This window comes from Paenibacillus sp. BIHB 4019, assembly GCF_002741035.1.
Classification (GTDB): domain Bacteria; phylum Bacillota; class Bacilli; order Paenibacillales; family Paenibacillaceae; genus Pristimantibacillus.
The window spans coordinates 5,256,836-5,283,198 of record NZ_CP016808.1; the positions used below are offsets into that span (position 1 = coordinate 5,256,836).

The window sequence follows — 26,363 nt, forward strand, 5'->3', positions numbered from 1 at the left end:
ATCTGCTCCAGGCCTTATTTCGCTTATTGCCTAATGAGCGGCTGGATGTTTATAATAATTGAGTCGACGTAGAGATAGAGAGTGGAATTGAGCGTAAGCAAAGAGAGGAGCACATCATAGCGATGATGCCAGAGAAAAAAGTAACGTGGCTGGAGCTGTTTTATGATTTATTGTTTGTCGCGGCCGTTTCCAAGGCTACCCATGTGCTGCTTCATGTGGAGCACAGCAGCATTACCTGGGAGCATTTGTCCAAATTCATTTTGATTTTTGTGCCGATTTGGTGGGCATGGGTTGGACAGACGATGTACAACAATCGCTTTGGCCAGGATACGCCCAAGCATCGATTATTTATTGTCGTACAAATGTTCTTCGTCCTGATTATGACGGCAAGCTTGAATGTTGATTTTGATGCGTATTATGTGCCCTTTTTTATTGGATATATAGGGCTTAGGATTATAACGACCGTGCAATATTTGCTGACAGCGCGTTCAGAGGTGCTGCATAAGCTGCAAACCGCACGATTTTTCGGCACCTATTTTTGGCTGGGGATAGCAATATCGTCTTGTTCCTTGTTTTTTGACTCGTGGCTGCGTTACGCGATTTTGTATGCGGGCATTATTTTGGACATTATTGTTCCGTTAATTGGCCGCAAGCATCTCGTTGTCACGCCAATCCATACCCCGCATTTACTGGAGCGTTTTTCGCTGTTTACGCTAATTTTGCTCGGTGAATCGGTCGTCAGCCTGCTTTCGATTTTGGATGCCGGAGATATGAGCTTTACTTCGATTGCATTTGTTGCGCTCTCCTTTATTCTCGTCATTGCGATTTGGTGGCAGTATTTCGAGAACATGGAGAAAAACGTGGACAAAACGAAGCGAACGGCAGGGCAGACGATTATTTACGGTCATTTGTTCATCTATTTGTCGCTTTGCATGATTGCTGCGTCAATTCAGCTGGTATTTTTGGACAAACTGGAATATGGCTTTATGCTCGGGTTTGTTTTCGGCTCTGTGTTCATTTATTTTCTATCGGTTATGTGCGTGTTATACAGCTACCGCTTTGAGCATTTGCGCCCGACCGTGAAGCATATTTCGCTGCTCTTGCTGCTTTTAATTGCTTTGTTCAGCGTGAACTTGATCGTTGTAGTGTCGCCAACGGTCGTGCTGCTGGAGCTTGTGCTGTTCTTTATCGTATTTGCCAAAACAACAGCTTAGCTTTCAAAGTATGCTCGTTAAGCTAACAGGCAAGGATAGCGTGTATGAAAGAGGGCGTCTAGGCGGGCAATGTGAATGAGCCCGCCCAGACGCCCCTATGCCTAAGGTGACTATGAAGTCATATCCGGACATGCAAGGTTCCTAATACCTACGGCTGCATATCAGTCAACATATCGACATCAATGGGCTAAGGAATATATCGATCATAGAATTCCCAAAATAAATGGATATCAGCGCCAAAAGGTAATTTTCTCACTAGGCAAACGCACCGATTCATGTCCTTCTTCTTGAGCCTTGCCGATTGAAAGGATCATGACCGGAACATACCGTTCGTCGTCCAGATCAAATGTGTGAACAACCTTATCACGTTCAAAACCTGCCATAGGGTTGGTGTCATACCCATGCGCGCGGGCTACCAGCATAAGTTGCATGGCAAATAAACTTGCATCGATTTTGGCCACCTCAATCTTTACTTCTCGAGGTAGTAGAGGAAACATACTTAATATTTGTGTTACCTGCTTGTCGCGCACCTCCTTCGGCATTTTCCCTTGTTCCACAGCTGCATTATAAATCTCTTCTACATTCCGTTCACTCTGAGTATCGCCCAAAATAATTAGCATAGCGGCTGATGTATCATTTTGTTGCGTATTGAATTGTACAAGCGGCCGAAGCTTGTTTTTCCCTTCAGGGGTATGAACTACGATAACACGCCATGGTTGTAAATTTGCAGAAGAAGGCGCTAAACTTGCTTCATTAATGATATCATGCAATTCTTCCTTTGAAATTTTGACCTGCTCATCATAATGGCGTACGGAACGCCGGCCAGTAATAATGTTGACAAAATCGTTATTTTGGATATGTTCCAGCATGTAATCTCTCCTTTTGATGTGACCAGTTTTTTTGACATAAGTGATGTCACTGGTTATCATGTTTTTATTATGAACTATGAACCTTGGTTTATAGCAAATATAAATAATTCTAGTGTTCAGAAGGGAATAGGCTATGAAAGCGAGTGAAGTGTCCAAGTTGACAGGGCTGCCAGTATCCACCTTGCGATTCTATGAACGCAAACAGTTGATTCCGGAGCAGTTTATATCAAGAGATGAAAATAATTATCGCGTATATCATGAGGGGGTGATTGGTTTTCTGGAGGATGTGAAAACTTTGCTCACCGTAAGTTTTACTATCCAGGAAATAATCCTGCTCATTAACGAAAACGAAAATTTCTATATAGAAAAGAAAGCATTGGTGATGGAAAAAATTCAACAGATTCAGGAGCTAGAAGCAAAATTGCAAACATCAAAAACATTTTTAGCTGATGTGTTAGAGGGCAAGGCGAATTTTCAGACCCCATGCAGATCTATGGATACAACTGTGTAAACCCTTTTGAAGCCATCGTTTAGCCTGCAAATCGACTTACTACTAATCATTCAATTGAAACAAATGAGTTCTGTAAATCATCACTGAGCTAACAGATACCATCGTTTATTTAATAAAGTAGCGGCAGTCTGAGACCTGTCGCTGTTTTTTATGCAAACGATTCCTGCTGCTGGAACTCAGAAGCAACCGCCTAAGTGCAAAATAGATGATAACCGCTCGTCTTATCCACCTTTTGGTAGGTATATGTATGCCTAATTGCTCATACCCAAACAAATTATTGTTGCTTAAGGGTGATTATTTCCAATTCCAATCCATGTTAAAATGGTAGAATTACGAATAGAAAGGTGCGAAATACGATGGGATCTTGGGGAACAGCAGCGCTGGAAAGCGATGAAGGTCTTGATGTTCTTGATGCTTTAGGCAAATATGCAGTGGACCGCCAGTCGATTAAATTGAAAGAGCTTCTAGCTCATTATAGAGAGCTCGGATTCCTTGCGGAAGATCCGGAAGAGGTGGATTTCCTTTACGATAATACAGCGATTGCTCTAGCAGAAATTGTGTGTGTCTATATCGAAAACGGCAAGACGCAGTACGCAGAACTGAGTGGTTTGACGGAGATCGTCTGGAATAAGGAAGATCTGCTTGAGCTAAAGCAATTGGTTCAGCAGGTGTTGGATAATAAAGGCGGGGAACGCGAGCTGTATGAACTGCGGGATGGAGATTCGGACTGGATTAACCATTTGGAAAAAGTGATTCGCATTTTAACGGAGCGGCTTTAAATAGTAAAAAAATAAATACTGGCTGCAGCCGCTTTAAGCGGTTGCAGCCTATTTGGCATTCATCATAAGCTTATATTTCCTGAAAATCCAAGATCTATCCAAGTCAGTCATTGCATTTTGGCTTATGCGCACAGGTGGTTTTTGCTCTTGTAAAACATCTGCTGTTGCTGCATGTGTCGAAAAACGAAGCGGCTTTGTCATTTTTTTAATATCTTTTGTAATTTCATTAAAAAAAGCATACGCTAACGGCTGATGCTCCCGAATATCCTCATAAAAATAATACTTTCCTTGCTCATCCGCCATATTAATTTGAAAGCCTTTAGGAAAGGAAAGCATGATGCACGGCAGCACATCCTCCGCCCATTGCCCGTAATAGGGAAAGGAGATGCCTTCATTTCTCGCAAAAAAACCGGTGCTTTCATGATCAGACTTAACAGAGATGGAATAAACAAAGAAAGGGTGATAATCCATTCTTTTTTCCTCTGCTGTAAAATATTTATAAAATGCTTCATAGTTCGCATACACCTCATCGTATTTATGCTTCGTTTGGGCATAATCGGTACGATGGAACTGCGCTTGCTTTTGCTCAAAAAGCATTAAAATGCTTTTAAATTCTTCTGGTGTTATGAAAAATTTAAGTTTATAAAAGCCGCTGTTTTTTAATTTGTCCATTTCTTTTCACTCACCACCCCAGTTGACTCCACTTATATTATCACATTTTAACAAAATGAATCTAGGATCTACCCAATTTCCGCCTCCTTTTTTGTAAATTAATATAAAAAATACAAAAGAATATTCCGATACTATAAATAGAAGAGAATAACGGAAATAAATGAATAAGATAGGGGTGCGTTAAGGATGAAAATTTACAGCTCGACCCAGTACGACTTGAATTTATACACCCATTCGAAACAGCAGGCCGATAAACCGGCCTTGGTTGCAGGCACGATACCCGGGCTTTCGCATGAGACCGATACAGTGGAGATCAGCCCGGCTGCCAGACAGTTGGCGCAATCTGATATTGTGAACCATTCGGCTAAATATTTTGGAACTGTGCAAATCAATGATTCGCTGAACCGCGTTCTCAAAGATCAGCCCGCGGAGGTGAAGGAAGCGGTTTACGGCATTATCCAATCCAATATCATTACAGATGTAGCTGGAGAAGAAGAAAGAGCAGCGCTATTAGAATTGGGACTTACCCAAGCTAAGTATATCGCGGACAACTACATGAAGGATGATGAAGCGGCGGAATTTTTGAATACGATTCGTCAAATCGGCGCCATCTCCCAAACGAGAACAGTAGACCCTGAAACGAATGAATTCCATTACGAAACCCCGCCGCAAAGACCTATTGGGGCTCCAGATGATTATATTGATTTGAACTATATGATGAAGAAATTCGAGCCGAATACGCTGGACAAGCTGCAAGATGCTATAGTGAACGGAAAAGACTGGAACAGCATCTTGCAAACCTTCGCTAAGAAAGCATCGACAAATACGGATTGGCTGAAGGCATACAGAGAGGACGCTTCCAAACCGATCGGGGACATTGCCGGTGAGAACAGATTCGACAAGGCCTCTACTGCCAGCTTGACTGCGTTCGTCAAAGATATCAAGGACATCACTGCCAATGCCGGATTTGATAATACGGGGTTTATTAAAGACAATATAGAGGCTTTTATGCGAACGTTGGAAAGTTCAAGGTCCTCACAATCCTAATTGTATCGAGTAAAAAATACCCGACTGCTTACTGCTTGGATGAACTCCAGACAGCGCAGGCGGGTATTTATATGCAAAGCCTTATGGATGAGGCTCGATTAAAACTCTTCGTCGGATTGGTTGATGAGCCATTGAATGCCGAATTTATCCTTCAGGCTGCCGTAGCCTTTAGACCAGAAGGTTTCTGCGAGTTCCATCTCGACAGTGCCGCCTTCTTTGAGCTTGTTGAAGACTGACTGCAGTTCTTCAAGGTCTTTGCTGACGACGGAGAGGCTGATGTTCGTGCCTTCAACGTAAGGCGAGTCCGGAAATACATCGGAAAACATAATCGTGCTGCCCATAATTTTCAGACGCGTATGCATAACCAATGGTTTCACTGCTTCCGGCATCTCAAACTCCGGATTTGGCGGCGAATCCCCGAATGTCATAATTTCAGGCTTGTCCGTTCCGAAAACCTCTGCATAAAACAATACCGCTTCACGACAGTTGCCATTAAAATTCAAATACGCCTGAACAGCCACTTACGTCACTCCTTCGTAGGTTTGAGTTGGGGTTAAGCTAGATCCATTACGCTCCTATTGTATCATTAAACCGCGCTTGTTCAAACTTGAAATCTGTGCAGCTAAGCTAAGGGCTTCTTTACCAGCAATTAGGGGAAAACCGTCCATAAGACTTATTGTTCCCGACATCTGCCGCAGATAAAATAAGAGGACAAGCTTCGGTTGCAGTTGACGCTGAAAGCATGCACCTGAAGATAGTCATAGCTGTGCTTAAAAGCCGGGTACCCGCAGCGGGTGCCCTTTCATTTTTTTTCAAAGCGGGCTGTTCAGGTTTAATGAAATCGGGTATTTAATGGATGGGATACATAACGGTTATTGCTTTAACATCAAATATGGAAAGTGGAAGGTGAACAGTTGGATGGAAGCAGCACAACGCGCGGCAATAGATGAAATGAAACGAGAAATTCACCAGTGGTTCGACCAATTGGAGAAGCAGGATGCAGCGGATACTGTCAAACGCACGAAGCTGCAAGTAGGCGTCTTTGATTACGCGTTAATAGACTGTACGGCGGAGCCTATACAAATTGTAGATCACGATCTGGGATTTGGTTGGCCGGATGAAAAGGATGAGCAGCCTGATTCGCATGCGCTGTTTACGATAGAGCAGATCCAGACGCTTATTAAGCCTCAGCTTGCGGAAGTAATTGGGGAGCGCTTGGACTTGCTGGCGTCTTCACCTGTTACGGATTACCGCTTTACTTTTTGCGGGAAGTTCCGGGCTGTGGAAAGCGTCATTGAGCTCGCGCTCGTACAATACGTGAATGAGGCGAAAAAGCAGGAGCTGCTGGGACATATTCAAACTTATGTGGCGCAAAAGCTGGATGCCGGCAATTTTCCGACGAAGCCGCTGGATACTTTTTTTCTGGTGCGGCATCTGCTGAGTGGGCAGCTTTTCCCGCAGCTGGACGGCGATTGGATCATTGCCAAATTCGAGAAAATTTTAGAACTCAATAAATCCCGTAAAGAAGCGCTCCAAGAACATCGCAGCTACATCATTATGATGCTGAAAGCATGGGTGGAAAACCAATTGCTGCCTATGTATTTCGCCATAGAGGAGGGCGAGGATGGACGGAAGCAGTACATATTGAAGTCTGAGGCTGCTGCCGACCCTGTACAGCCTGGGCAGATTACGCTGCTGCTTTATGCGGCTGTCGCTATTCTGCGCTTCGAGCCAAGCTATAGCAAGTCAAGAGGGCTCAGCTTTATCGATTGCGCTCGGCAGCTAGGAAGCGGCAAAGCAACACAGCTCCTTGAAGAAGGCAGCGGCGCCTATCCGAAGGAAGATAGCGATTATAGTGATGCGTTTGTACATTGTAAAGCTAATGATGTATTTTCAACGATTACGATCGTCATCAAGCAGGAGGAAGAGCAAAGCTACGGACGAGCGGTGTCGTTCATCATTCGATTGCTGCAGCAGGGCTTCCCCAAAAGTTATAAGATCAAGCTAAAATCAAGCGAAAAGCACTATTTGCCGCTGAAAGGGCTGGCCAAATCGGATACGCACCGTTTCTTTGCAAATGCACTCGCCTTTGAGGAGCTGCATCCTCAACTGGAGCAATATGCGCGCGAGGCAATGGAGGAGTTCGAATGGTACGGCGATGCGGAGGATGAGAAAAGCTGCATGCCGGGTAGCTATGCTGCTTTCGGCTTGGGCCTAGCCGATCCTCGGTATTTTTCGCTAGTCGAGCAGTATATGAAGCTGGTTGATGTAGAGCATCAATCCGTGCAAAATAAATTTGCCGCCGAGTTCGCGGCCCGCTACGGTGTTAATGCCGATTCGATCGCAACGCTCGTTGTTTGCATGCTACATAGCACGGAGGAGCTCAAGCTCAAAATCAAGCCAGCATTCGAAGAGGAAGCCAATTTGGAGCTGCTGCTGGAGCGAGTGGCGGGGCTGCATAATTATGAAGTGGAGCATCTCATTTATTTGATCTGGGGCGGGACCGACAAGCTGAAGGCAGCAGCTCGCAAAACGAAGGACACGCGCCAGCCGCTCATGGAGCAGCTGCTGCAAGCCTCCTATTAATGCAACGCGAGCAGCGCTTGCAGGAGCGGGAGCAAAAGTGCAAAAGAGCAAAAGAGCAATGAGTAATGAACAATGAGCTGAATGAAGCGTTTTTTATAAAAGGAGGCCTGCCCATGTACATCGTATCGCCTAATGGTTCACCTGTATCGGCAGCGAGGCTGCATCAGCTGGAACAGGAGCGGCAGTTGAAGCTGCCTGAAGCCTATGTGCGCTTTTTGGCTCTTAACGGGCCCGGCACTTATCGCGGCTGGTTTAATATTGAAGTGCCGGATTCTGGCGTGCTGGAGCCGTTTGCAGAGGAGGAGTTTTGGGAGCATGATGATGCCTGCCCGATTACGCAGCAGCAAATTGCCGAATGCGTGTCGATTGGCACGACCATTGATGGCGATTTTCTCGCGGTGCATTCCGGTGTAAAGGGCATCCTCTGGCTGCCGCGGCATTCGGAAATCATTGAGCTGTATGCTGAGGTTGCGAATGAGCATGCCGACTATACGGAGCTTCTGGATCGGATTTATAGCGAGAAACTGGCTCAGGCAGCGGCAGCTCCGGCTTATTTTGAGCCGTGGACTCAAACGCGCCAGCATCAATTTTTTCATTTTGCCCCGGATAAGGCCGGATATGAGTTGCCGGAATTGGCACGTGAGTGCAAGGAAAGCTTCAAGCCGGATTTTCTGATTGAAAATGCCTATACATGCACCTTGTTTTTACAGCGTTTGGGCGGATATATTCGGTTTAATTATGCTTACAGGCTGGAGGTTGCCGTTTTCTATGAGGAGGGGCAGGAGCCGCTCTTGCAACAAATAACCGCTTTTTTGGCAGCTCATAATTGCAAATTGTTAACTTAATGGAAAAGGTGGGCGTACAATGGAAACGTTAAATCGATCGGTCTGGAACGGACTGCCGAGCCAGGAGAAGGAAATCGTCCTGAAAATGCTGCTGGAAAAGCTTCCGGAAGGCTTTGAATATAAAGGATTGGAAACGTTTGAACGTTATGGCAGCCGTATGGAAACGGGAGTCTATGATTATAAGGGCTATAAGTTCGTTTATGTGCCAGGAGATAAGGCGACGCTGGGCTGGGATTGCTGGGAGCAGGGCCTGGATGCTGCAACAGCTGAAGATTTTCAAGCGACGCTGGATGAATTTGGCGTTGAGGATCGGGATGCCTTTATTCGTGATCAAATGTCGCCAGTCCGCGAGGCGGAAATGGGCGCTTTGCTCGTCGAATGCGAGACGCATTCGCTAGGCTGGTACGAGGTGGAGCTTGATGACGAGGATTTGGCGGAGGATGAGGATTTTCAGGAGGAATTGAAAAAATTCAAGCTGAGCACCTATTCCGAATATGAGCGTCACCAGAATTTTCGGTTCGTACGCGATGGAGAGGACATTATCGCTTATTTGTTCAACGATGAGCTGGACGCGGATATCGTCGCTGAGCAAATCGAGCAATCCGGCTTTAGCCTGCCTACGGAGGATGAGTGGGAATATCTTTACGGCGGCGGCTGCCGGACGTTGTATCCATGGGGCGACAGCTTTGACTATGGGATGAAGCTCAGGCATTTTGAGGAGCTCGCCGAAGGCGAGAGCAGGCCTTATGATTTGGAGCTGCCGAATGCTTTCGGCATTTGCTTCTCAGGTGATCCTTATCAATATGAAATGACGATGAAGGATGCGGAGTTTTTTCCAAAGGGCGGAGATGGCGGCAGCTTGGTATGCGGCGGAACAGGCCCGGTTGTCGGTTATTTGCCTGCGGCAGCGGTCTATTATCGCGATCCTAATGTGTTTGAGCTAGACTTCGAGGATATTGTCGGCAATTTGCGTTTTAGACGTATTATCCGTTTGTAATAGGGAGGGCGAGCAGCGTGGGATGGTTCGGATTCGGATTTGCGCGAAAAAAAGGATTAAAGCAGCAAAGGCTGGAGCAAGCCTCTCCGGCTGAAAAGGATGACCCGCAGCTTCGCAACACAGCGCTGCTGGAGCTGAGCAGACGGCTTGCCTTCGGGCAGTCGCAGATCGTGGAAGAAGTGACTGAGGCTATGCTGCATGAAGAGGACTATTTTGTGCGCTGGTTTGATCGGCTGGATGAGCGGGGAATTAGCTGCCCGATTCCTGAGCTTCCGTGGTTTGCGCTCGTTGATTCCTTGCAAGCGGAAGGACTTGCCGGAGAAATCGACTGGAAGGAGGACAGCGATGAGGTGGCTAGCGTCATTGAAGATTTGCTTGCAAGAAAGCAGCTGCTGCCTGAAGAGGAGTGGAATTGGGAAAATGAAGTGGAAGAAATGATCCCAACCTACGATTTTTTAGTGAAAATGTTCAAGCTGCTCCAAGCGCATTCCATCACGCTTGCCTGCATGGATATCAATAGTGACTGCTACGTGCTGATTACCGTCCGTTCCGAGGAGATTAGCAAGCTTCAAGCGCTCGCCGCGCGTGCAGGCTATCGAATTCATGAATTTGAATAGGGATAGCAATTGTTTGAGCATAGCCGTAAGCAGCTCCTGCCAGTTCGCTGGCGGGAGTTTTTTTCGTGAAAGGGGTTGACGATCAAAGAGATTCAATATAATATCTGATATATCAGATATCAAATATAAAGTTGCAGAGGTGAAGCGATTGGTAACCATGTCTACGCATACCGCTTTCAATTACATTGGGGGAGAGTGGGTATCTTCCTCGTCCGGCGAAGTAGAAGCGAGCTTGAATCCTTCAGCCAAAGGCGAAATTGTCGGCTGGGTGCAAAGCTCCGGCACCGATGATTTGAATGCAGCAGTGCTGGCCGCGAAAGAAGCCCAGCCCATATGGCGCAAGCTGGCCGCTCCGGCAAGAGGCGAATATTTGTTTAAGGCAGCAGCGGCGCTTGAGCGAAGGCTCGATGAAGTTGCTGAAACGATGGCACGCGAGATGGGAAAGACGCTGCCAGAGGCAAAGGGCGAGACGGCAAGAGGCGTGGCAATATTGCGGTATTACGCTGGCGAGGGCATGCGCAAGACAGGCGATGTCATTCCGTCAACGGATAGCGAAGCGCTTATGCTGACAACCCGTGTTCCGCTTGGCGTCGTCGGCGTCATTACGCCGTGGAACTTCCCAATAGCTATTCCACTTTGGAAGCTGGCTCCCGCCCTTATTTATGGCAATACGGTTGTGCTTAAGCCTGCTACGGAAACTGCTGTAACCGCTATCAAACTGATGGAGTGCTTGGCAGAAGCGGGTTTTCCAGCCGGGACGGTCAATCTCGTAACGGGCAAAGGCTCCGTCGTTGGTCAGGCGATGGCTGAGCATCCGTTCATCCAAGGAATTACGTTCACTGGCTCGAACCAGACGGGAAAACGGATTGGCATGGCGGCGCTCGCCCGGGGAGCGAAATATCAGCTGGAGATGGGCGGCAAAAATCCGCTAATCGTCGCTGCTGACGCTGATCTCGATCAGGCGGTAGAAGCGGCTGTAAACGGCGGTTTCCGCTCAACCGGTCAGAAATGCACGGCTACGAGCCGGGTTATTATCGCAAATGATATCTTCGAGCCGTTTGTGGCGAAGCTGCTGGCCCGAACGAAGGAGCTTAAAGTCGGCAGCGCGCTGGCGTCCGATACATGGATGGGGCCTTGCGCCAGCGAGCAGCAATTTAATAATGTCGCTTCTTATATTCGCCAAGGCGTAGAGGAAGGCGCGGTGCTGCTGCATGGCGGGGGGCGGCCTGAAGGGCTTGATCAGGAAGGCTATTACATGGAGCCAGCGATTTTTGATCAGGTCAATGCGGGTATGGCGATTGCGCGTGAGGAAATTTTTGGCCCGGTGCTGGCGCTTATGCGATTTGATACGATAGAGGAAGCGTTAGCGATTGCAAATGATACGGAATTTGGCTTAAGCGCTTCCATATTTACGCAAAATATCGCTCATATGCTATCCTTTATTCAGGACATGGATGCGGGCCTTATTCGAATTAATTCGGAGAGTGCGGGTGTGGAGCTGCAAGCGCCGTTTGGCGGCATGAAGCAGTCCAGCTCGCATTCGCGGGAACAAGGGCAGGCAGCGATAGAATTTTTCACCTCTATCAAAACCGTATTTATTAAATCCTGAGAAACAGGCGCGAGGCCTGCTGCAAAATTAGGGGGCGGTAATGATGAGCATACATGGTCAAGAGGAAGATATAGCTTTGCAGACGCGCTCGATTCGCGACGTCATATACGAGAAGCTGAAGGAAGCGATTTTGTCCGAGCAATATAAGGCGGGCCATCATTTGAAGGAACGGGAGCTGGCGAAGCAGTTCGGCATCAGCACAACGCCGCTGAAGGAAGCGCTGCGAAGGCTGGAGCAGGAGGGGCTTGTTACGACAAGCGCCAGACGGGGAACGTTCGTCTCCAGCGACATTATGAACTCGGTTGAGGAAATCAACTGGGCGCGATCGGCGCTGGAGGGTGTAGCTGCAAGGCTCGCGGCGCTCAAAATTACGGATGAGGAAGCCGGCGTGCTAACGGACACAACGGAGCAAATGCGCATTTATACCGAAGCGAAAGATACGGAGCAACTGATCGCGCTTAATGGGCATTTTCACAAATTGATCCGAACGTATGCGAAAAATAATTATATTTTTCAACAGATTGAAGCGATTCATTCCTTTGACCGTTCCTTCCGCAAAAAGGCGCTGTCGCATGAGGATGAGCTGGAGCGGGGCTTTCAGGAGCATTATGCCATCTATCAGGCGATTGTGGCGAAAGATGCCGATCTTGCCGAGAAGCTGATGATCGGGCATATTCGCCGGACGATTGAGTTTGTGAAGGAAAGCAAGGCGGCGGCGAAAGCGAAGAGCTAGCATGCTGGAAGTAGACGGGACAGGCATCAAGCATTAGCAACAGCAGCTTCGGCAGCGGGCGGGATGAAACGACGGCTGACCTTCATTCCGCAGGCAAACCGCTGGAGCAAACAAGCGTAGATTAAGAGAAAGGAGATGCTGAGACGATGCATGAAGGCATGAAAGCTAAACTAAGAGGCATCAATGCGATTAATGTGACACCGTTTGATGGACAGCTCGGCATTGATTGGACATCGCTGCAAGGCAACATTCGCTATTTGCTTGACCAAGGCATTAAAGCGATTTATCCATGCGGCAACACAGGCGAGTTTTATGCGCTGAGCGTGGAGGAGGCTAAGGAGGTTACGCGGTTTGTGACAGACACCGTTAACCATGAAAGTTTGGTCATTGCCGGGGTGGGCTATGATGCGAGAACAGCTTCCGAGCTAGCCGTTCATGCGGAAAAATGCGGTGCCGACGGCATTATGGTGCATCAGCCGGTTCATCCCTATTTGCTGGCGCAGGGCGTAGTCGATTATTACAAGCAAATCGCGGCTGCAACCTCGCTGCCCATGGTGCTTTATATTCGCAGTGAGCAAATTACGCATGAGGCGATTGTACAGGCTGCTGCCATACCGAATGTAGTGGGCATCAAATATGCGATTAATCATCCGCCATCCTTTAGCCGCGCAGTACAAGCTGTGGAGGACGACATTGTGTGGATATGCGGAACGGCTGAAATGTGGGCACCGACGTTTTATGCGGCGGGGGCGAAGGGCTTTACGTCGGGAATGGTCAATGTGGATACCCAAAGGTCGTTTGCGATGCTGGAGGCGCTGAATGAAGGAAACTATGACCGGGCGATGGAAATTTGGCGCGAGGTGCTTCCATTCGAGCAGCTGCGGGAAAGCCATCGAAACGGCAATAATGTAAGCGTAGTCAAGGAAGCGATGTACCAGCTGGGGCTGATAGCAACGAGAGCGGTGCGTCCGCCTATCAGCACATTAACGAGCAAGGAATGTGAAGAGGTAGCAGGCATGCTGAGGGAATGGGGCTTGCTGCAGCCCGTATAAGGGCAATTCCTTTTATAAAAATAGAGGGAGTATATGATTTTCCCATCGCCTCTCTATATTTCTCGGAATGAAACGCGCCGCCAAAAAACGGCGACAGCTATTTTACCTTTTGTAAGCGCATTAAATGGATTTTAATCAAAAAGGAGGAAAATGAATGGCGGGGAAAAACAGATCAGAACGGCAATTGCTGCTAAGTCGAACCGCTGAGCGGACGCTGGCGCTGAGCCATACCTTTTCGGATGAACCCGGAGGCATTCGCTGGCGGCGCTGGGATTGGAGCATCGGGGTTGCCTTCTATGGGGTAGTGAAGGCAGGAGAGGCAGCGGGAGATGCACCCTATGACCTGATGCTGAAAGGCTGGATTGATGGGCGAATCAAAGCGCATTTTGAGAAAGTATGCGTAAACTCCAACTCGCTGCTGCTGACGATGCTGCATTTGCGGGATCAGGACGATGAGGGCCAATATGCGAGTTTTTTTCAGACATTTGACGATTATTTGCTGAATAGCGGGCCGCGCACCGATTCTGGAGCTCTGGAGCATACGGTGCTGGACAATGACTGGTCGGATCAGGTATGGGCCGATACGCTGTTTATGAGCCTGCTTTATATGGCGCAGCGGGGGACGCTCCTCCATGATGAGCGGTTCAGGCTGGAAGCCGGAAGACAGCTTGCTCTGCATTGTAAGCTGCTGTTCGACCCTGAAGAGAAGCTATTTTATCATGGGTGGAACGATAAGCAGCGGAAGTGGATCGGCGTTCATTGGGGCCGAGGCAACGCGTGGATGACGGCGGGCATCGTTGATATTTTGGAGCTGCTGCCGTCCGAGTTTGCGGAGCGGGAGGCAATTTTGGAAACGCTCCATGCACAAGTAAAGAGGCTAGCTGAGCTGCAAGAGGCTTCAGGGCAGTGGAGAACAGTGTTGAACCGGAAGGACACATATACGGAAACGTCTGCTACCGCGGGCATTGCTTATGGCTTGCTGAAAGGGATCAGGCTCGGCCTCATTTCGGAGCAATACCGCGAGGTGGCGGAGCGTGCGCTTGATGCAGTAGTGGCAAGCATTGATGAAGAAGGTTATGTAACAGGCGGCTCGTCAGGTACCCCGGTGAAGGCGGATGCCGAAGCCTATAACCAAATCCCGTATGAAATTACGCCGTTTACGCAAGGCCTGGCATTGCTTGCCCTTCAAGAAGGACTACAGCCTAACAAAAAAGGGAGTGTTTCGATTCATGAAGCTGTCTGATTTGCGCTTAACTGTCGTTGGCGTGCCGCGTTCTACCGGCTTTGTCAGCAAGCATGTCATAGTGGAGCTAATGACCGATGAAGGCTTGACGGGCATCGGCGAAATGTCGGATTTTTCCCATCTTCCTTATTATTCGATTGATTTAAATGATCTGGCGACGGTGCTCAAGGGCATTCTGATTGGGCAAAATCCCTTCCAGCTATCGCGCATCAATATGGAGCTGAAAAGCCATTTTCCCGAAGCCAACTTTTATTATGAGAAAGGCAATTTTATCCGCAATGGCATTGATGCCGCGCTGCATGATTTGTGCGCGAAGGCACTGAATATGCCGGTGTCTGAATTTATGGGCGGGGCTATTCAGCACAAAATTAAAGTATGCTTTCCGATCTTCCGACACCGGTTTATGGAGGAGGTTGAGGAAAATATCGCTGTCGTTCGCGAGCGGCTGGCACAGGGGTTTGACGTATTCCGGCTGTATGTCGGCAAAAACCTTGATGCGGATGAGGCGTTTCTGGACGGGGTGCAGCGCGAGTTCGGATCACGGGTGAAAATTAAATCGCTCGACTTCAGCCATTTGCTGGACTGGAAGGCATCGCTTAAGGCGATACGCCGCTTATCTGCTTATGACTTTGAAATGGTCGAAAGTCCCGCTCCGCAAAATGATTTCGAAGGGCTGCGGCAAGTTCGCATGAAATCGGATTATCCCGTGAGCGAGCATGTGTGGAGCTTCCGCCAGCAGCATGAGATGCTGCGGCAGGACAGCGTAGATATTTTCAATATTTCGCCGATATTTATTGGCGGTCTGACCTCTGCCCGGAAGGCGGCAGCAGCTGCGGAAGTCGCTGGCAAAGGCTGTCTGCTGGGCACGACGCAGGAGCTGTCGATCGGCACAGCCGCCATGGCGCATCTCGGCAGCACGCTCGTCAATCTGAATTATACGTCGGACCCGACGGGACCGGAGCTATATGTCGGCGACGTGGTCAAGGAGCCGGTTCGTTATGAGGAAGGTTACCTGATTGTGCCAGGGGCTGACAAGCCAGGTCTTGGGATGGAGCTGGACCCGGATAAAATCGAGCAGTACCGTGTGCCGGATTTAAGCTGGGGAGCGGTATCCGTCCATCAGCTGCAGGACCGGACATCACAAACGAAGCAGTAAAAGGTTGTAAAGAGCAGCAGAGAACAGCAGAGGCAAGCTATGGCAAGCATTCCTATAAAAAGGGGAGACGAATCATGACAAGCAAGCCGATTCAGCCTTTAGCAAGCAGCAGCAAGCGGTGGGTGAACCTCATCTGCTCCGGCGTATTGACGCTGGGGCTCGCGGCGGGCTGTGCGGGAACAGGAGAGAAAGCAGGCAGCAGCGGGGAAAATTCTGGAGAAAACGCAGGTGCGGGCAAGCCATATAAGCTGTCGATTGCGCTGCGCCAGGTGGGCGATATTCCAGCGAAGGGCAATGAGGTGGAGCAGGCGATTGAAAAGTATACGAATACGGAGCTTGCGATTCAGTGGATTCCGCAAGCAGCGTTCGATGATAAAATCAACGTCATGATTGCTTCCAATGAGCTTCCGCAAATTTTAAAGGTCAACTATGTGCCCAATGTAATGAATGCAGCGCGCAACGGCTTGTTTTGGGAGCTGGGGCCATATTTGAAGGATTATCCGAATTTGGCGGCGCAGGATCAGCGCTACTATGACAATATAAAAATTGACGGAAAGCTGTTCGGCATCCCGAACTACCGCGACATTGGGCGGGCAGCCGTCGTCTACCGCAAAGATTGGTTTGATAAAGCCGGGCTCACACTACCCGCAACGATGGATGATTGGTATAACGTTATGAAAGCGTTTTCTGAAAGTGATCCAGATGGCAATGGCAAGCAGGATTCTTACGGCACGATGCTGTTCAAAAATTACAACGCCGGAACGCAGCCCGTCATTACGAGGCTGGCGGTCAGCATTGGCGGCGTTAATCGCTGGGGAGAGGACAATGGAAAATTCACGCCGGAGTTCAAGACACAGCCATATATGGATGTGCTCAAGCTGTTCCGCAGGCTGTATGCAGACAAGCTGATTAATCAGGATTTTGCCGTCTACGATGTAACGGAACTGGATAAGGCGATGTATGACGGCAGGGTCGGCATGCGGTTGAATGTGTCGGCGCAAAATGTACAGAGCTACTCTGTCGCCATGAAGGATACGATTCCGGCGGCAGAATGGGATATTGCCCCGTTTGCTGGGCCGGATGGTCCGCGCATCGCGGGCGAGCCGGGCAACTTTGGATTTTTGGCGATTCCCAAATCGGCAGTCAAGGATGAGGCAGAGCTAAAGCGCGTGCTGGCCTTCCTCGACAAGCTGATGGATGAGCCGATGTCCACGCTGCAAATGCGCGGCATTGAAGGCAAGCATTATGAGGTAGTGGATGGCACTAAAACGAAGTTTACGGATTTTGCCTTGTTCCAGCGAGAGGTCAAGCCATATCGTGACGGACTGCTTAACATTGAAGGCTACAATGTTCCGGAAATTGATGACACGCCAATTGCTCTGAAAGGGACAAAAATGGCAAGGGATAACGTTCAATATGCGGTGCCGAATCCCGCGCTGACGCTCAATTCGCCAACGTATAATGAACGTGGAGTAGAGCTTGATCTCATTATTCGCGATGCGGAAACGAAATATATTATGGGCCAAATTGACGATGCAGGCTTTCAGGCGGAAGTAGACAAATGGGCGAAGGCTGGCGGCGATGCAGTCGTGAAGGAATATGAGTCGTCCTTCGTAGAGCTTGGAGGCTAACAAGGGAGGGACGCGCATGAACGCACAAATCCGCACGACGGGCAGCAGCAGTAGCAGGCCAGGCGGATCAACGCTTGGCAAGGAGCGGGTCAGCAGGCGCAGCGAGTGGCTGCGGGAGCTGATTAAGGATAAATGGATGTATGCGATGCTGCTTCCAGGCGTGTTTTTTTTCATCATTTTCAAATATGTCCCGATGTACGGCGTCATTATCGCTTTTCAGGATTATCAACCCTTTCAGGGCGTGCTGGGGAGCAGCTGGGCGGGACTTAAGCATTTCGAGCGATTTTTCTCGGAGCCGCAGTTTTGGCAGCTGTTTCGCAATACGCTGCTGCTGGCGATTTACAACATCGTCTTTTTCTTCCCGCTGCCGATTGTGCTTGCTTTAATGCTGAATGAAGTACGGGTCGAGCGCTTCAAGCGGTTCGTGCAGACGATGATCTATATTCCCCATTTCGTCTCCTGGGTCGTCGTCGTCGGGGTATTCTACATTATACTGACGACGGAAGGAGGCATTATCAATGAAATGCTGTTTGCGCTGACCGGGCATAAAATCGCCTTTTTGCTGGAGCCGAGCTGGTTCCGAACGATTATTATGTCGCAGTCGATCTGGAAGGAAGTAGGCTGGGGCACGATTATTTTTCTCGCAGCGCTGTCGGGCGTTGATGTGCAGCTGTATGAAGCAGCGCGAATGGACGGAGCCAATCGGCTAAGACAGCTGTGGCATATTACACTGCCAGCTATTCGCAGCACAATCGTCATTTTGCTTATTTTGCGGCTTGGCACGTTTCTCGATTCCGGGTTCGAGCACATCTTCCTCATGCTTGCTCCAACCAATCGCGACGTCGGCGAAGTATTCGACACATATGTGTACGTGAAAGGCTTGACGCAGGCCCAGTACAGCTACAGCGCGGCAGTTGGCTTGTTCAAATCCTTTATCGGCCTCATTCTGGTGCTGGGAGCGAACTGGATGGCCAAGAAGTTTGGGCAGGAAGGGGTTTACTAGCGCCATTATGAGAGCAGGAGGAGAGGACAATGAGCCAGGATCAGTCTTATGTTCGAGTTGACAATACGCTGGGCAATAAATTGTTTGACGGCGCCAATATCATCGTGCTGACGATTATTGCTTTGGTGACGGTACTGCCGTTCATTTATATTTTGGCTGTATCTTTTACGAGTCCAGAGGAGGCGGCAAAAGGGGGCTTTATTCTATTTCCGAAGTCGTTCTCGCTGTCGGCTTATCAATATATTTTCTCGACCGATACGCTGATGCGCAGCCTGCTCGTCTCGATTTATGTGACGACGCTCGGCACGGCCATCAATCTGCTGTTGACCTGCCTGATGGCCTATCCGCTTGCAAAGCAGACGCTGCGCGGACGGCAGCCGATTTTAATGGCGGTGCTGTTCACGATGCTGTTCAGCGGCGGGCTCATTCCGACTTATTTTGTCGTAAGCGGCATGGGGCTGACGAATACGCTGTGGTCGCTGATGATCCCGAATGCCATAAGCGCGTTTAATCTGATTGTGCTGAAAAACTTTTTTCAGCAAATCCCTGATGGACTGGAGGACTCCGCACGAATTGACGGCTGTACCGACGTCGGTGTGCTGTTCCGCATTGTTATCCCGTTATCGATGCCTGCTATTGCAACGTTCGGCATGTTTTATGCGGTATCGCATTGGAACCAGTTTTTCAGCGCCATCATTTATATTAACGACAGCGATAAGTGGCCGGTACAGGTGCTGCTGCGGGAAATTGTCATTTTGGCGCAAAGCCGCATTGGCGATACCGGCTTCGATGAAACGGCGATTCAGCCGCAAACGATTCGGATGGCGGTCATCGTATTTGCCACGATTCCGATTTTGCTCGTGTATCCGTTTTTGCAAAAGCATTTCGCCAAGGGCGTTATGCTCGGATCGGTTAAAGGATAAGGACAGGAAGTCAACAGCTAAAGCAGCGGCAAGGCAGCCGCATCTTCGTCCCGCCGAATGGGATAAGGTGCGCAGCCTTGCCGCTGTTTGCATAATCGGGCAAAGGAACGCTTATAAACGCAATTGGTTGAAAAAATGAAAGTATTGCTTCTGAATCTTTATTGTAATTATTAAGATTGTATATAGAATAGGACGTGTAAATGAAAACAGCTAGAAACATCCCGTTGATATTGCTATAGAAAAGCTATTGAAATGAAGGGGGATGGAAGATGTTGAACGTTTTAGTAGTGGATGATGAACCAAAGCACAGAAGAGGATTATCCCGGATGCTTAAACATTTAAGGCCGGAATATACCATTTATGATGCGATGGATGGGGCGGAGGCGCTGCAAAGCATGAACGTTCATCCCATTGATTTGGTGTTCACAGATATTCAGATGCCGATTATGGATGGCCTCGAATTTATGGAGCATCTCATCGAACGCGGGGGAAGCGAATGCATTATTATAATGAGCGCTTATTCGGACTTCGAATACGCGCAGCGTGCTCTGCAATTAGGGGCTAGCGATTATTTGCTGAAGCCGGTTGAGGAACAAAAAATCGTCCAGCTGCTCGCGAAAACCGAAAATAAAATGCACGCCATACGCCTCGCCTCTGTAGAGCCTTCCCTTGCCGAATTGTTTGAAGGCTTGCCGGATAAGGACGATTATCAGCGGCTTGAAAGAGCCTTTCCCGCTATAAAGCAGGGTATGGTTATGGCCGCAGTGCTACACTCGAAAATCGGGACTGGCGATCGCAAATGGATGCTGAGTGAGCTCAAAGCGAGGCTGGAAGCAGCCTTGAAGGCGCAAGGATTTTCCTTCGCTTTCTACCAGTCTGATAAGGTGCTTCACACCATGATTATTAGCATGGAAAACGCACCAATCGTCACTCCCGAATGGGAAGACAGGCTGCGAATGCTCATTCGCCATTTCTCGGCCCAGCATGCTGCTGAATTAACGTTTGGCTTGGGGAGCAGCTTCGCCAGATGGGAGCATGAAGCCAGGGAATCTTTTAAACAAGCTAATCTCGCCTTGCAAACGCGATTTTACAAGGGCGGAGGCGTACTGCTCGAAGCCGAGCAAATGAATGACAGCAGCCATCGGGCGCTGCTGAAGCTTGAGGTGCGTTTTTTGACAGACGCTGTTGTATCGGGCGATAAGCCCGGCATTCGTTCGTATTTGGATTCCATCATTAATCAGGCGACCGCAAGCGGCTTCCCCCAGCCGGAGAAGCTCGTATATGCCATCGCTGCCGCTATCCATCATTTAACCTCCTGCTTAATGGAAAAAGGGCTGCTTTCTTTCAATAGCACAGCATTGGAGGAAGCGCTGCTGCAATGCCATACCGTCGAGCAATTAAAAAATGCAGCCCAGGCATGGATTTTCGAGTTGGCTGATGGTTTGGATCATCGAACCTCTTATCGCAGCGAAGCTATCATTGATGCCTGCAAAGCTTATATTGAAAACCACTATGACGAAGAATTGTCCCTCAGTACGATCGCTGCGAAATTTCATTTTAACGCTTCTTACTTTTGTTTATTATTCAAAACGCATACCCATACGACCATTAACCAATATATTATGCAAACGAGAATGAAGGCTGCCGCCGGACAATTGCTGCAAACCACGCAAAAGGTGTACCAAATAGCTGAAAACGTCGGATACAAGGATGTAAAATATTTCATCCGGCTGTTCCGCAAGGAATATGGCAGCAGTCCAGAGGAATATCGTCATTTATCTGCTTCTCGTTAAAGGAGGGGGTTTAGTTGCGTACGCCTTATTTTTTACATCGCTTTCAAAAGTATTTTAGCTTTCGGTCAAAGCTTTTGCTCACCTATGCGCTCATCGTCACGCTGCCGCTCGTCATATTGAGCTCAAAATATTTTTATTCCAGCAGGGAATTTGTTTCGGATTTTGCCCGGCAAAACCTTTATTCGATCGTGAAGCAGAACAATGAAATCATTGATGAAGAGCTTTCGCGGGTGGAAGAAAGCAGTCTGGCCATGTTCGCCGATCAGGTGCTGTATGAGCAATACTTGCATGCGGACCCAAAGGACGAATACAGCATGGTTACGATGGAGAAAAAAGTGAATCAAGTCATCAGCAAATATTTCCTCGATTTAAATCAAATCTACTCGATTCATTTGATGACGAGTTATGCGAATATCGGCACGTCTACTTTTATTCCGTATCAGGATTTTAATAAGACCGCTTTATATCAAAGGGCATGGGCAGGAAACGGAGGGATGGCATGGGTGCCGACGTTTTCATTCGATCGGATGTTTGACCGGAAAACAAGCCAAGTGAGGCCGCCAGAATATGCCCATCTATTGTCGGGTGTACGCCTGCTCAAGTTGTTTCAGATTAATAATAGCGAAGTGATCGAGCTGCAAGGGAAGGCTGAGCTGCCGGTGCTGGTCGTGACCTATAATCCTGAGATGTACGGCGCACATTTGTCGGGAGCACTTCCTGCTGATGGCGCTTCTTATTTTATTTTGAGTGCGGAAGGCGAGCTCATATCCGGCACGGATATGTTTAAGGAAGCCCGCCTCGGCAAGCCCGCATGGCTCGATGAGATCGCAGCGATGAAAAGCGGCACGATAACCGTTATGCAGGATGGAAAGCCGCTGATCGTTTGCTTTGATACGTCTAAGGTAACGGGCTGGATATCGGGCATTACGATTTCCCCAGGCAAGCTAATGGCCTCTTTTTTGCCGGAAATTAAATCCTATACGCTCTACTTGGCAGTATTTCTGCTTATTGTATCGCTTCTGCTGGCTTATATATTCGCGAGCTCTATTACGAAACCTATACATCAGCTGCTGAATGCGATAAAAAAGACAGGAGAGGGCGAATTTGATACTAGAATTCCCGTCGAGTCCTATAATGAAATGGGCTATCTGATTCATAAATACAATCAAATGAATGTGAAAATCAATCGATTAATCGAAGAAAATTACATCGTCAAGCTAAGGGAGAAAGAAACGCAAATTATGTCGCTGAATATACAGCTTAACCCTCATTTTTTGTACAACACCTTAAACATTATGAATTGGACCGCTTTGGAAAATAATCAGAAGGAATTAAGCAGCATGATCGTCAGCTTATCTGCGATGCTGCAATACACCTCTGCAAATAGCCAGGACATAGGCGATTTTAATGATGATTTAAATTGGCTCAAGCATTATATTTTTATTACGGATCAGCGTTTTGAAGGGAAATTTGCCGTTACCTATGACATTGCTCCCGAGCTTTATACATACACGGTGCCCAAGCTTTTTTTACAGCCCTTTGTTGAAAATGCCATCGTGCATGGCTTTGCCCATATTCATCGCGGCGGGCTTATTCACATTCGCGGCTGGCTGGAGGACAAGCAGCGCTGCTTCACGGTCGAAGATAACGGCATCGGCATTCCAGAGAGCCAAATTGCTTCTTTGACCGAAACGGAAAGCAGCTCGATCGGCATTCAAAATGTCGATAAACGAATAAAGCTTATCTACGGAGATTCATATGGCGTTACCATTCATTCCCAGCGCCAACAGGGCACGGTGGTGAAAATTCATTTGCCTATATAGAAAAAGCGAAGATCCTCCACCAATACAAAAATGTTCGAATTCTTTTTATAGCGGCTCTTATTTACAATAAAACTATAAACCATTTGTAAATATGATGGAGGGCGAGCCAATGAAGAAAGCTAAACGTTTAACCGCATTAGCTTTGTCGGCAGTTTTCACCATGACAGTCATACTGACAGCCTGCTCCAGCGATGAAGGGTCTCCTGAAAATCAATCCGGCGTAAAACCACCGAAAGACGGCGAGCAGGTTACGCTTAAATTTTCCTTTTGGGGCGATACGATCGAGAAGAAGACGGTTACGGAGGCGCTCAAGCGTTTTGAGCAAGAAACGGGCATCATCGTCGAGCCTATGCATGTGCCATCGGATTATTTGACGAAGCTGACGACGATGGTAGCCGGAAATGTGGCACCCGATCTCGGTTATTTGTCTTCTGGAGCGGCGCTCACCTGGGCAGAGGACGGAAAGCTGCTTAATCTCACCCCGCTCATTGAAAGCGATCCCGATTTTAAGAAGGAAGATTATTTAGATCAAATTTGGTACGATTACGCGCCTGGCAAGACGATCGGAATGAGTACGGCAGTCGAAGGCTACGGACTCATGTACAACAAGGATATGCTGCTGGACGCGGGCGTGGAGCTGCCTCCGACAGAAGCAGGCAAGGCATGGGACTGGGATACGTTTATCGAATATTCAAAAAAATTAACGCTGGATGACACGGGGAAAAATGCGCTGGACCCTGCCTTTAATCCAAATAAAATCAAACAATACGGCTTTCAATATGATCCATACAACATGATGGCAGCGGTTGTGTCCAATGGCGGCAACTTCTTAACGGAAGATGGCAAGGGCTTTGGACTAGTGGAGCCGGAAGCGATCGAAGCGATTCAAAAGCTTGCTGACCTGATGTATGTTCACCATGTTTCACCTACCCCGCTTCAAACGAAAAGCCTTCCCGATATGGCGCTGCAGACGAAAAAAGTCGCCATGACCGTATCTGGAAACTGGGCTCTGCAAGCATTCGCCGAACAGGACTTCAATCTAGGCGTAGGCGTTCTTCCCAAATTAAAAGATAGCAATACGCTGCTGGATGGCGCACCGACGGTCATATTCAGCTCAACCAAACATCCTGCGGAAGCATGGCTGCTTTATAAATATATGGCTGATCCGGAATCGGTACTGCCGCTAATCGCAGGCGGATTGTGGATGCCGCTCAAAAAAGCGTGGTACACCGATCCAGAGCTGATCAGCAAATGGGCTTCCGGAAACAAGGCGCATCCAGAGGGTTATACGGAATCCTTTATGAAGCAAACGCTGGAGAACGGCATACGGACGCCTGGCTTTGAGGTGAAAAATCTAGCTAAAATCAATGCGCTCGTCACGCCTGCCCTTGATTTGGTATGGACGGGCAAAGAAACGGCCGAGCAAGCGTTAAAAGGGGTTGAACCTAAAGTGGAGCCGCTGATTCAGGGCTATTACGGAAGGTAGCCAGGGGGATAGCCATTCGCCCGGAGAGGAGGTTTTTTTTATCACTCGTAAACGCCGTATTGCGCTTGCTGGCATCCTGTTTGCCTTGCCCAGCATTTTGGGCCTGCTCACTTTCACCATTTTGCCGATGCTATCAAGCTTATTGCTAAGCTTCACGGATTATCGCATTGTGAATACGCCGAAATTTATCGGGTTTGACAATTATACGAGGCTTTTTGATGGCACGGATCAATATTTTTACAACTCTCTAGCGGTTACTTTTAAGTACGTGATTTTAAGAGTGCCTCTCGGGCTTATGTTTTCATTTATCGTCGCCTTTTTGCTTAATATGGAGTTTATTCGCGGCAAGTCGATTTTTCGAACGATCTTTTATTTGCCCGTGATTGTGCCTGCTGTCGCTTCTTCGATGATCTGGATTTGGTTGTTCAGTCCTGACTTGGGTCTATTCAACAGCTTTCTGGAAGCGCTGGGTCTCCCAACTTTAAACTGGCTTTATTCAGAGGAGACGGTCGTTCCTTCTATTGTTCTCATGAGCCTTTGGGGGATGGGTAGCACGATTATCATTTTTCTGGCGGGCTTGCAAGGTGTGCCGAGATCGCTGTACGAGGCGGCTATCGTCGATGGTGCAGGCGCCATGCGCAAATTTCTGCACATTACGATACCGATGATGACACCGATTATTTTCTTTAATTTGATTATGGGGTCAATTGGCGCCTTTCAGGTGTTCACCGAAGCGCTCATTATGACACAGGGCGGACCAAACAATGCGAGCTTGTTCTATAACTATTACATTTATCGGGAGGCGTTTTTATTTGGGGAAATGGGGCATGCTTCGGCGATTGCCTGGATTCTCTTTATCATCATCCTCATCGTGACGGCGATTTTTTTCCGGACTTCGAAATCATGGGTATTTTATGAAAGCGAGGTGTAGCCCCTATGCAGAGAAGCCGTCGAATTTCGCAAATAACCGTCTATTTTTTCCTGCTCATAGGAGCCGCTTTCTGCTTGCTGCCGCTGTTCTGGCTCATACGCAGCTCGCTCATGACGTCGCTGCAAATTTTTGAAATGCCGCCCAAGTGGATTCCTGCCCCGTTTCAATTTCAAAACTATGTGGAGGCGCTGACATCGATCGATTTCTTCCGCTTTTTCCGAAATACGCTGACCATTACGGTTAGCTGCTTGGCAGGAGCGCTGATTAGCAGCTCTCTTGGCGCGTATAGCTATGCCAGGCTGAGCTGGCCGGGAAGAAATATTTTTTTCTCCTTGCTGTTAGCCAGCATGATGCTGCCTAGTGCAGTCACCTTGATTCCTACCTTTATTGGCTGGCGATTGGTAGATCTCATCAATACGTATTTCCCGCTTATTATGCCGGTCTGGTTTGGCTCAGCGTTTGACATTTTTCTGCTCAGACAGTTTTATTCGAGCATTCCAAAAGATTTGGATGAAGCGGCGTATGTCGATGGAGCGGGCCCCTGGACTATTTTTTACCGTATCATTATCCCTTTGTCTAAGCCGGCTTTAATCGTCATTGGACTGTTTTCGTTTATGAATTCCTGGAATGACTTTATGGGGCCGCTCGTTTATTTAAACGAGGAAAGCAAATTTACGATGGCGCTCGGCCTCCAAATGTTTCAGTCGCTTCACAGTGCGCAGTGGCATTTGCTAATGGCCGCTTCCACCTTTGTCATTATGCCTGTCATCATCGTGTTTTTTATAGGGCAGCGTTATTTTATTGAAGGCATTACGTTAACCGGTATGAAAGGGTGATAACCAA

General features: G+C 48.3%; 24 protein-coding genes. 21 read left to right on the forward strand and 3 right to left on the reverse strand.

The features are described 5' to 3' along the window. The first annotated feature begins 125 nt into the window (after positions 1-125). Positions 126-1,214, forward strand: a complete 1,089-nt coding sequence (locus BBD42_RS22955; RefSeq protein WP_099521758.1) for a low temperature requirement protein A — start codon at positions 126-128, stop codon at positions 1,212-1,214. A 230-nt stretch (positions 1,215-1,444) separates the two neighbouring features. Here the strand turns inward: BBD42_RS22955 and BBD42_RS22960 are convergent, their stop codons facing one another. Then, a complete protein-coding gene (locus tag BBD42_RS22960) occupies positions 1,445-2,083 on the reverse strand; it encodes a nitroreductase family protein (RefSeq protein ID WP_099520027.1) in 639 nt (212 codons plus the stop codon). Between the two features lie 133 nt (positions 2,084-2,216). Here BBD42_RS22960 and BBD42_RS22965 point away from each other — a divergent pair, with 133 nt between their 5' ends. Beyond that, positions 2,217-2,594 carry a MerR family DNA-binding transcriptional regulator gene (locus BBD42_RS22965; protein WP_099520028.1) on the forward strand — a complete coding sequence of 126 codons (378 nt, stop codon included), beginning with the start codon at positions 2,217-2,219 and terminating at the stop codon, positions 2,592-2,594. A 356-nt stretch (positions 2,595-2,950) separates the two neighbouring features. Further along, a complete protein-coding gene (locus BBD42_RS22970) occupies positions 2,951-3,373 on the forward strand; it encodes a DUF4259 domain-containing protein (protein WP_099520029.1) in 423 nt (140 codons plus the stop codon). A gap of 48 nt (positions 3,374-3,421) precedes the next feature. Here BBD42_RS22970 and BBD42_RS22975 read toward each other — a convergent pair whose 3' ends face one another. Continuing rightward, the gene (locus tag BBD42_RS22975; protein WP_099520030.1) at positions 3,422-4,045 is read right to left on the reverse strand and encodes a hypothetical protein; all 624 of its coding nucleotides are present in this window, start codon (positions 4,043-4,045) and stop codon (positions 3,422-3,424) included. 186 nt (positions 4,046-4,231) lie between these two features. Between BBD42_RS22975 and BBD42_RS22980 the strand changes: the two genes are divergently transcribed. After that, positions 4,232-5,092 (forward strand): hypothetical protein, encoded by an 861-nt coding sequence (locus tag BBD42_RS22980; RefSeq protein WP_099520031.1) that lies wholly within the window; start codon positions 4,232-4,234, stop codon positions 5,090-5,092. A 98-nt stretch (positions 5,093-5,190) separates the two neighbouring features. Here BBD42_RS22980 and BBD42_RS22985 read toward each other — a convergent pair whose 3' ends face one another. Continuing rightward, positions 5,191-5,613, reverse strand: a complete 423-nt coding sequence (locus tag BBD42_RS22985; protein ID WP_099520032.1) for a VOC family protein — start codon at positions 5,611-5,613, stop codon at positions 5,191-5,193. A gap of 397 nt (positions 5,614-6,010) precedes the next feature. On the opposite strand from BBD42_RS22985, the gene BBD42_RS22990 reads away from it, so the two are divergent. The 17 genes from BBD42_RS22990 to BBD42_RS23070 all read left to right on the forward strand — a co-directional run bounded on the left by BBD42_RS22990 (position 6,011) and on the right by BBD42_RS23070 (position 26,356). After that, positions 6,011-7,678: a DUF6138 family protein gene (locus BBD42_RS22990; protein ID WP_099520033.1), complete on the forward strand. Its 1,668-nt coding sequence runs from the start codon at positions 6,011-6,013 to the stop codon at positions 7,676-7,678. Positions 7,679-7,791: 113 nt separating this feature from the next. Beyond that, positions 7,792-8,523: an SMI1/KNR4 family protein gene (locus tag BBD42_RS22995; protein ID WP_150131591.1), complete on the forward strand. Its 732-nt coding sequence runs from the start codon at positions 7,792-7,794 to the stop codon at positions 8,521-8,523. 19 nt (positions 8,524-8,542) lie between these two features. Then, a complete protein-coding gene (locus BBD42_RS23000) occupies positions 8,543-9,520 on the forward strand; it encodes a hypothetical protein (RefSeq protein WP_099520035.1) in 978 nt (325 codons plus the stop codon). Positions 9,521-9,537: 17 nt separating this feature from the next. Further along, entirely contained in the window at positions 9,538-10,137 is a 600-nt protein-coding gene (locus tag BBD42_RS23005) for a DUF6630 family protein (protein ID WP_099520036.1), read from the forward strand. Between the two features lie 157 nt (positions 10,138-10,294). Continuing rightward, entirely contained in the window at positions 10,295-11,746 is a 1,452-nt protein-coding gene (gucD, locus tag BBD42_RS23010; RefSeq protein WP_099521759.1) for an alpha-ketoglutaric semialdehyde dehydrogenase GucD, read from the forward strand. Positions 11,747-11,786: 40 nt separating this feature from the next. Further along, a complete protein-coding gene (locus tag BBD42_RS23015) occupies positions 11,787-12,479 on the forward strand; it encodes a GntR family transcriptional regulator (protein WP_237163197.1) in 693 nt (230 codons plus the stop codon). Between the two features lie 146 nt (positions 12,480-12,625). Further along, positions 12,626-13,531, forward strand: a complete 906-nt coding sequence (locus tag BBD42_RS23020) for a dihydrodipicolinate synthase family protein (RefSeq protein WP_099520038.1) — start codon at positions 12,626-12,628, stop codon at positions 13,529-13,531. Between the two features lie 154 nt (positions 13,532-13,685). Beyond that, the gene (locus BBD42_RS23025) at positions 13,686-14,774 is read left to right on the forward strand and encodes a glycoside hydrolase family 88/105 protein (protein ID WP_099520039.1); all 1,089 of its coding nucleotides are present in this window, start codon (positions 13,686-13,688) and stop codon (positions 14,772-14,774) included. Next, positions 14,761-15,930 (forward strand): mandelate racemase/muconate lactonizing enzyme family protein, encoded by a 1,170-nt coding sequence (locus BBD42_RS23030; RefSeq protein WP_099520040.1) that lies wholly within the window; start codon positions 14,761-14,763, stop codon positions 15,928-15,930. Before BBD42_RS23025 ends, BBD42_RS23030 begins: the two co-directional genes overlap by 14 nt. A gap of 74 nt (positions 15,931-16,004) precedes the next feature. Then, positions 16,005-17,561 carry an extracellular solute-binding protein gene (locus BBD42_RS23035; protein WP_099520041.1) on the forward strand — a complete coding sequence of 519 codons (1,557 nt, stop codon included), beginning with the start codon at positions 16,005-16,007 and terminating at the stop codon, positions 17,559-17,561. A 16-nt stretch (positions 17,562-17,577) separates the two neighbouring features. Next, positions 17,578-18,564, forward strand: coding sequence for an ABC transporter permease (locus BBD42_RS23040; protein WP_099520042.1), 987 nt, complete (start codon positions 17,578-17,580; stop codon positions 18,562-18,564). Positions 18,565-18,593: 29 nt separating this feature from the next. Then, on the forward strand, positions 18,594-19,487 hold the full coding sequence (locus BBD42_RS23045; protein ID WP_099520043.1) for a carbohydrate ABC transporter permease: 894 nt from the start codon (positions 18,594-18,596) through the stop codon (positions 19,485-19,487). A 269-nt stretch (positions 19,488-19,756) separates the two neighbouring features. Continuing rightward, on the forward strand, positions 19,757-21,280 hold the full coding sequence (locus BBD42_RS23050; RefSeq protein WP_099520044.1) for a response regulator: 1,524 nt from the start codon (positions 19,757-19,759) through the stop codon (positions 21,278-21,280). A 14-nt stretch (positions 21,281-21,294) separates the two neighbouring features. Continuing rightward, the gene (locus BBD42_RS23055) at positions 21,295-23,103 is read left to right on the forward strand and encodes a sensor histidine kinase (protein WP_099520045.1); all 1,809 of its coding nucleotides are present in this window, start codon (positions 21,295-21,297) and stop codon (positions 23,101-23,103) included. A gap of 109 nt (positions 23,104-23,212) precedes the next feature. Next, on the forward strand, positions 23,213-24,589 hold the full coding sequence (locus BBD42_RS23060; RefSeq protein WP_099520046.1) for an ABC transporter substrate-binding protein: 1,377 nt from the start codon (positions 23,213-23,215) through the stop codon (positions 24,587-24,589). A 127-nt stretch (positions 24,590-24,716) separates the two neighbouring features. Next, positions 24,717-25,520 carry a carbohydrate ABC transporter permease gene (locus tag BBD42_RS23065; protein ID WP_099521760.1) on the forward strand — a complete coding sequence of 268 codons (804 nt, stop codon included), beginning with the start codon at positions 24,717-24,719 and terminating at the stop codon, positions 25,518-25,520. A gap of 5 nt (positions 25,521-25,525) precedes the next feature. Beyond that, positions 25,526-26,356 carry a carbohydrate ABC transporter permease gene (locus tag BBD42_RS23070; RefSeq protein ID WP_099520047.1) on the forward strand — a complete coding sequence of 277 codons (831 nt, stop codon included), beginning with the start codon at positions 25,526-25,528 and terminating at the stop codon, positions 26,354-26,356. The last annotated feature ends 7 nt before the right edge of the window (positions 26,357-26,363 follow it).

Excerpts from the sequence above, each read along its gene's own strand:
- BBD42_RS23025 (WP_099520039.1), top strand. The coding sequence starts at position 13,686 with ATGGCGGGGAAAAACAGATCAGAACGGCAATTGCTGCTAAGTCGAACC.
- gucD (WP_099521759.1), top strand. The coding sequence starts at position 10,295 with ATGTCTACGCATACCGCTTTCAATTACATTGGGGGAGAGTGGGTATCT.
- BBD42_RS23040 (WP_099520042.1), top strand. The coding sequence starts at position 17,578 with ATGAACGCACAAATCCGCACGACGGGCAGCAGCAGTAGCAGGCCAGGC.
- BBD42_RS23045 (WP_099520043.1), top strand. The coding sequence starts at position 18,594 with ATGAGCCAGGATCAGTCTTATGTTCGAGTTGACAATACGCTGGGCAAT.
- BBD42_RS22990 (WP_099520033.1), top strand. The coding sequence starts at position 6,011 with ATGGAAGCAGCACAACGCGCGGCAATAGATGAAATGAAACGAGAAATT.
- BBD42_RS22980 (WP_099520031.1), top strand. The coding sequence starts at position 4,232 with ATGAAAATTTACAGCTCGACCCAGTACGACTTGAATTTATACACCCAT.
- BBD42_RS22965 (WP_099520028.1), top strand. The coding sequence starts at position 2,217 with ATGAAAGCGAGTGAAGTGTCCAAGTTGACAGGGCTGCCAGTATCCACC.
- BBD42_RS23035 (WP_099520041.1), top strand. The coding sequence starts at position 16,005 with ATGACAAGCAAGCCGATTCAGCCTTTAGCAAGCAGCAGCAAGCGGTGG.
- BBD42_RS23050 (WP_099520044.1), top strand. The coding sequence starts at position 19,757 with ATGTTGAACGTTTTAGTAGTGGATGATGAACCAAAGCACAGAAGAGGA.
- BBD42_RS23065 (WP_099521760.1), top strand. The coding sequence starts at position 24,717 with ATGCTATCAAGCTTATTGCTAAGCTTCACGGATTATCGCATTGTGAAT.
- BBD42_RS22955 (WP_099521758.1), top strand. The coding sequence starts at position 126 with ATGCCAGAGAAAAAAGTAACGTGGCTGGAGCTGTTTTATGATTTATTG.
- BBD42_RS23020 (WP_099520038.1), top strand. The coding sequence starts at position 12,626 with ATGCATGAAGGCATGAAAGCTAAACTAAGAGGCATCAATGCGATTAAT.
- BBD42_RS23000 (WP_099520035.1), top strand. The coding sequence starts at position 8,543 with ATGGAAACGTTAAATCGATCGGTCTGGAACGGACTGCCGAGCCAGGAG.
- BBD42_RS22970 (WP_099520029.1), top strand. The coding sequence starts at position 2,951 with ATGGGATCTTGGGGAACAGCAGCGCTGGAAAGCGATGAAGGTCTTGAT.
- BBD42_RS22975 (WP_099520030.1), bottom strand. The coding sequence starts at position 4,045 with ATGGACAAATTAAAAAACAGCGGCTTTTATAAACTTAAATTTTTCATA.
- BBD42_RS23060 (WP_099520046.1), top strand. The coding sequence starts at position 23,213 with ATGAAGAAAGCTAAACGTTTAACCGCATTAGCTTTGTCGGCAGTTTTC.
- BBD42_RS22960 (WP_099520027.1), bottom strand. The coding sequence starts at position 2,083 with ATGCTGGAACATATCCAAAATAACGATTTTGTCAACATTATTACTGGC.
- BBD42_RS23015 (WP_237163197.1), top strand. The coding sequence starts at position 11,787 with ATGATGAGCATACATGGTCAAGAGGAAGATATAGCTTTGCAGACGCGC.
- BBD42_RS23070 (WP_099520047.1), top strand. The coding sequence starts at position 25,526 with ATGCAGAGAAGCCGTCGAATTTCGCAAATAACCGTCTATTTTTTCCTG.
- BBD42_RS22995 (WP_150131591.1), top strand. The coding sequence starts at position 7,792 with ATGTACATCGTATCGCCTAATGGTTCACCTGTATCGGCAGCGAGGCTG.
- BBD42_RS23030 (WP_099520040.1), top strand. The coding sequence starts at position 14,761 with ATGAAGCTGTCTGATTTGCGCTTAACTGTCGTTGGCGTGCCGCGTTCT.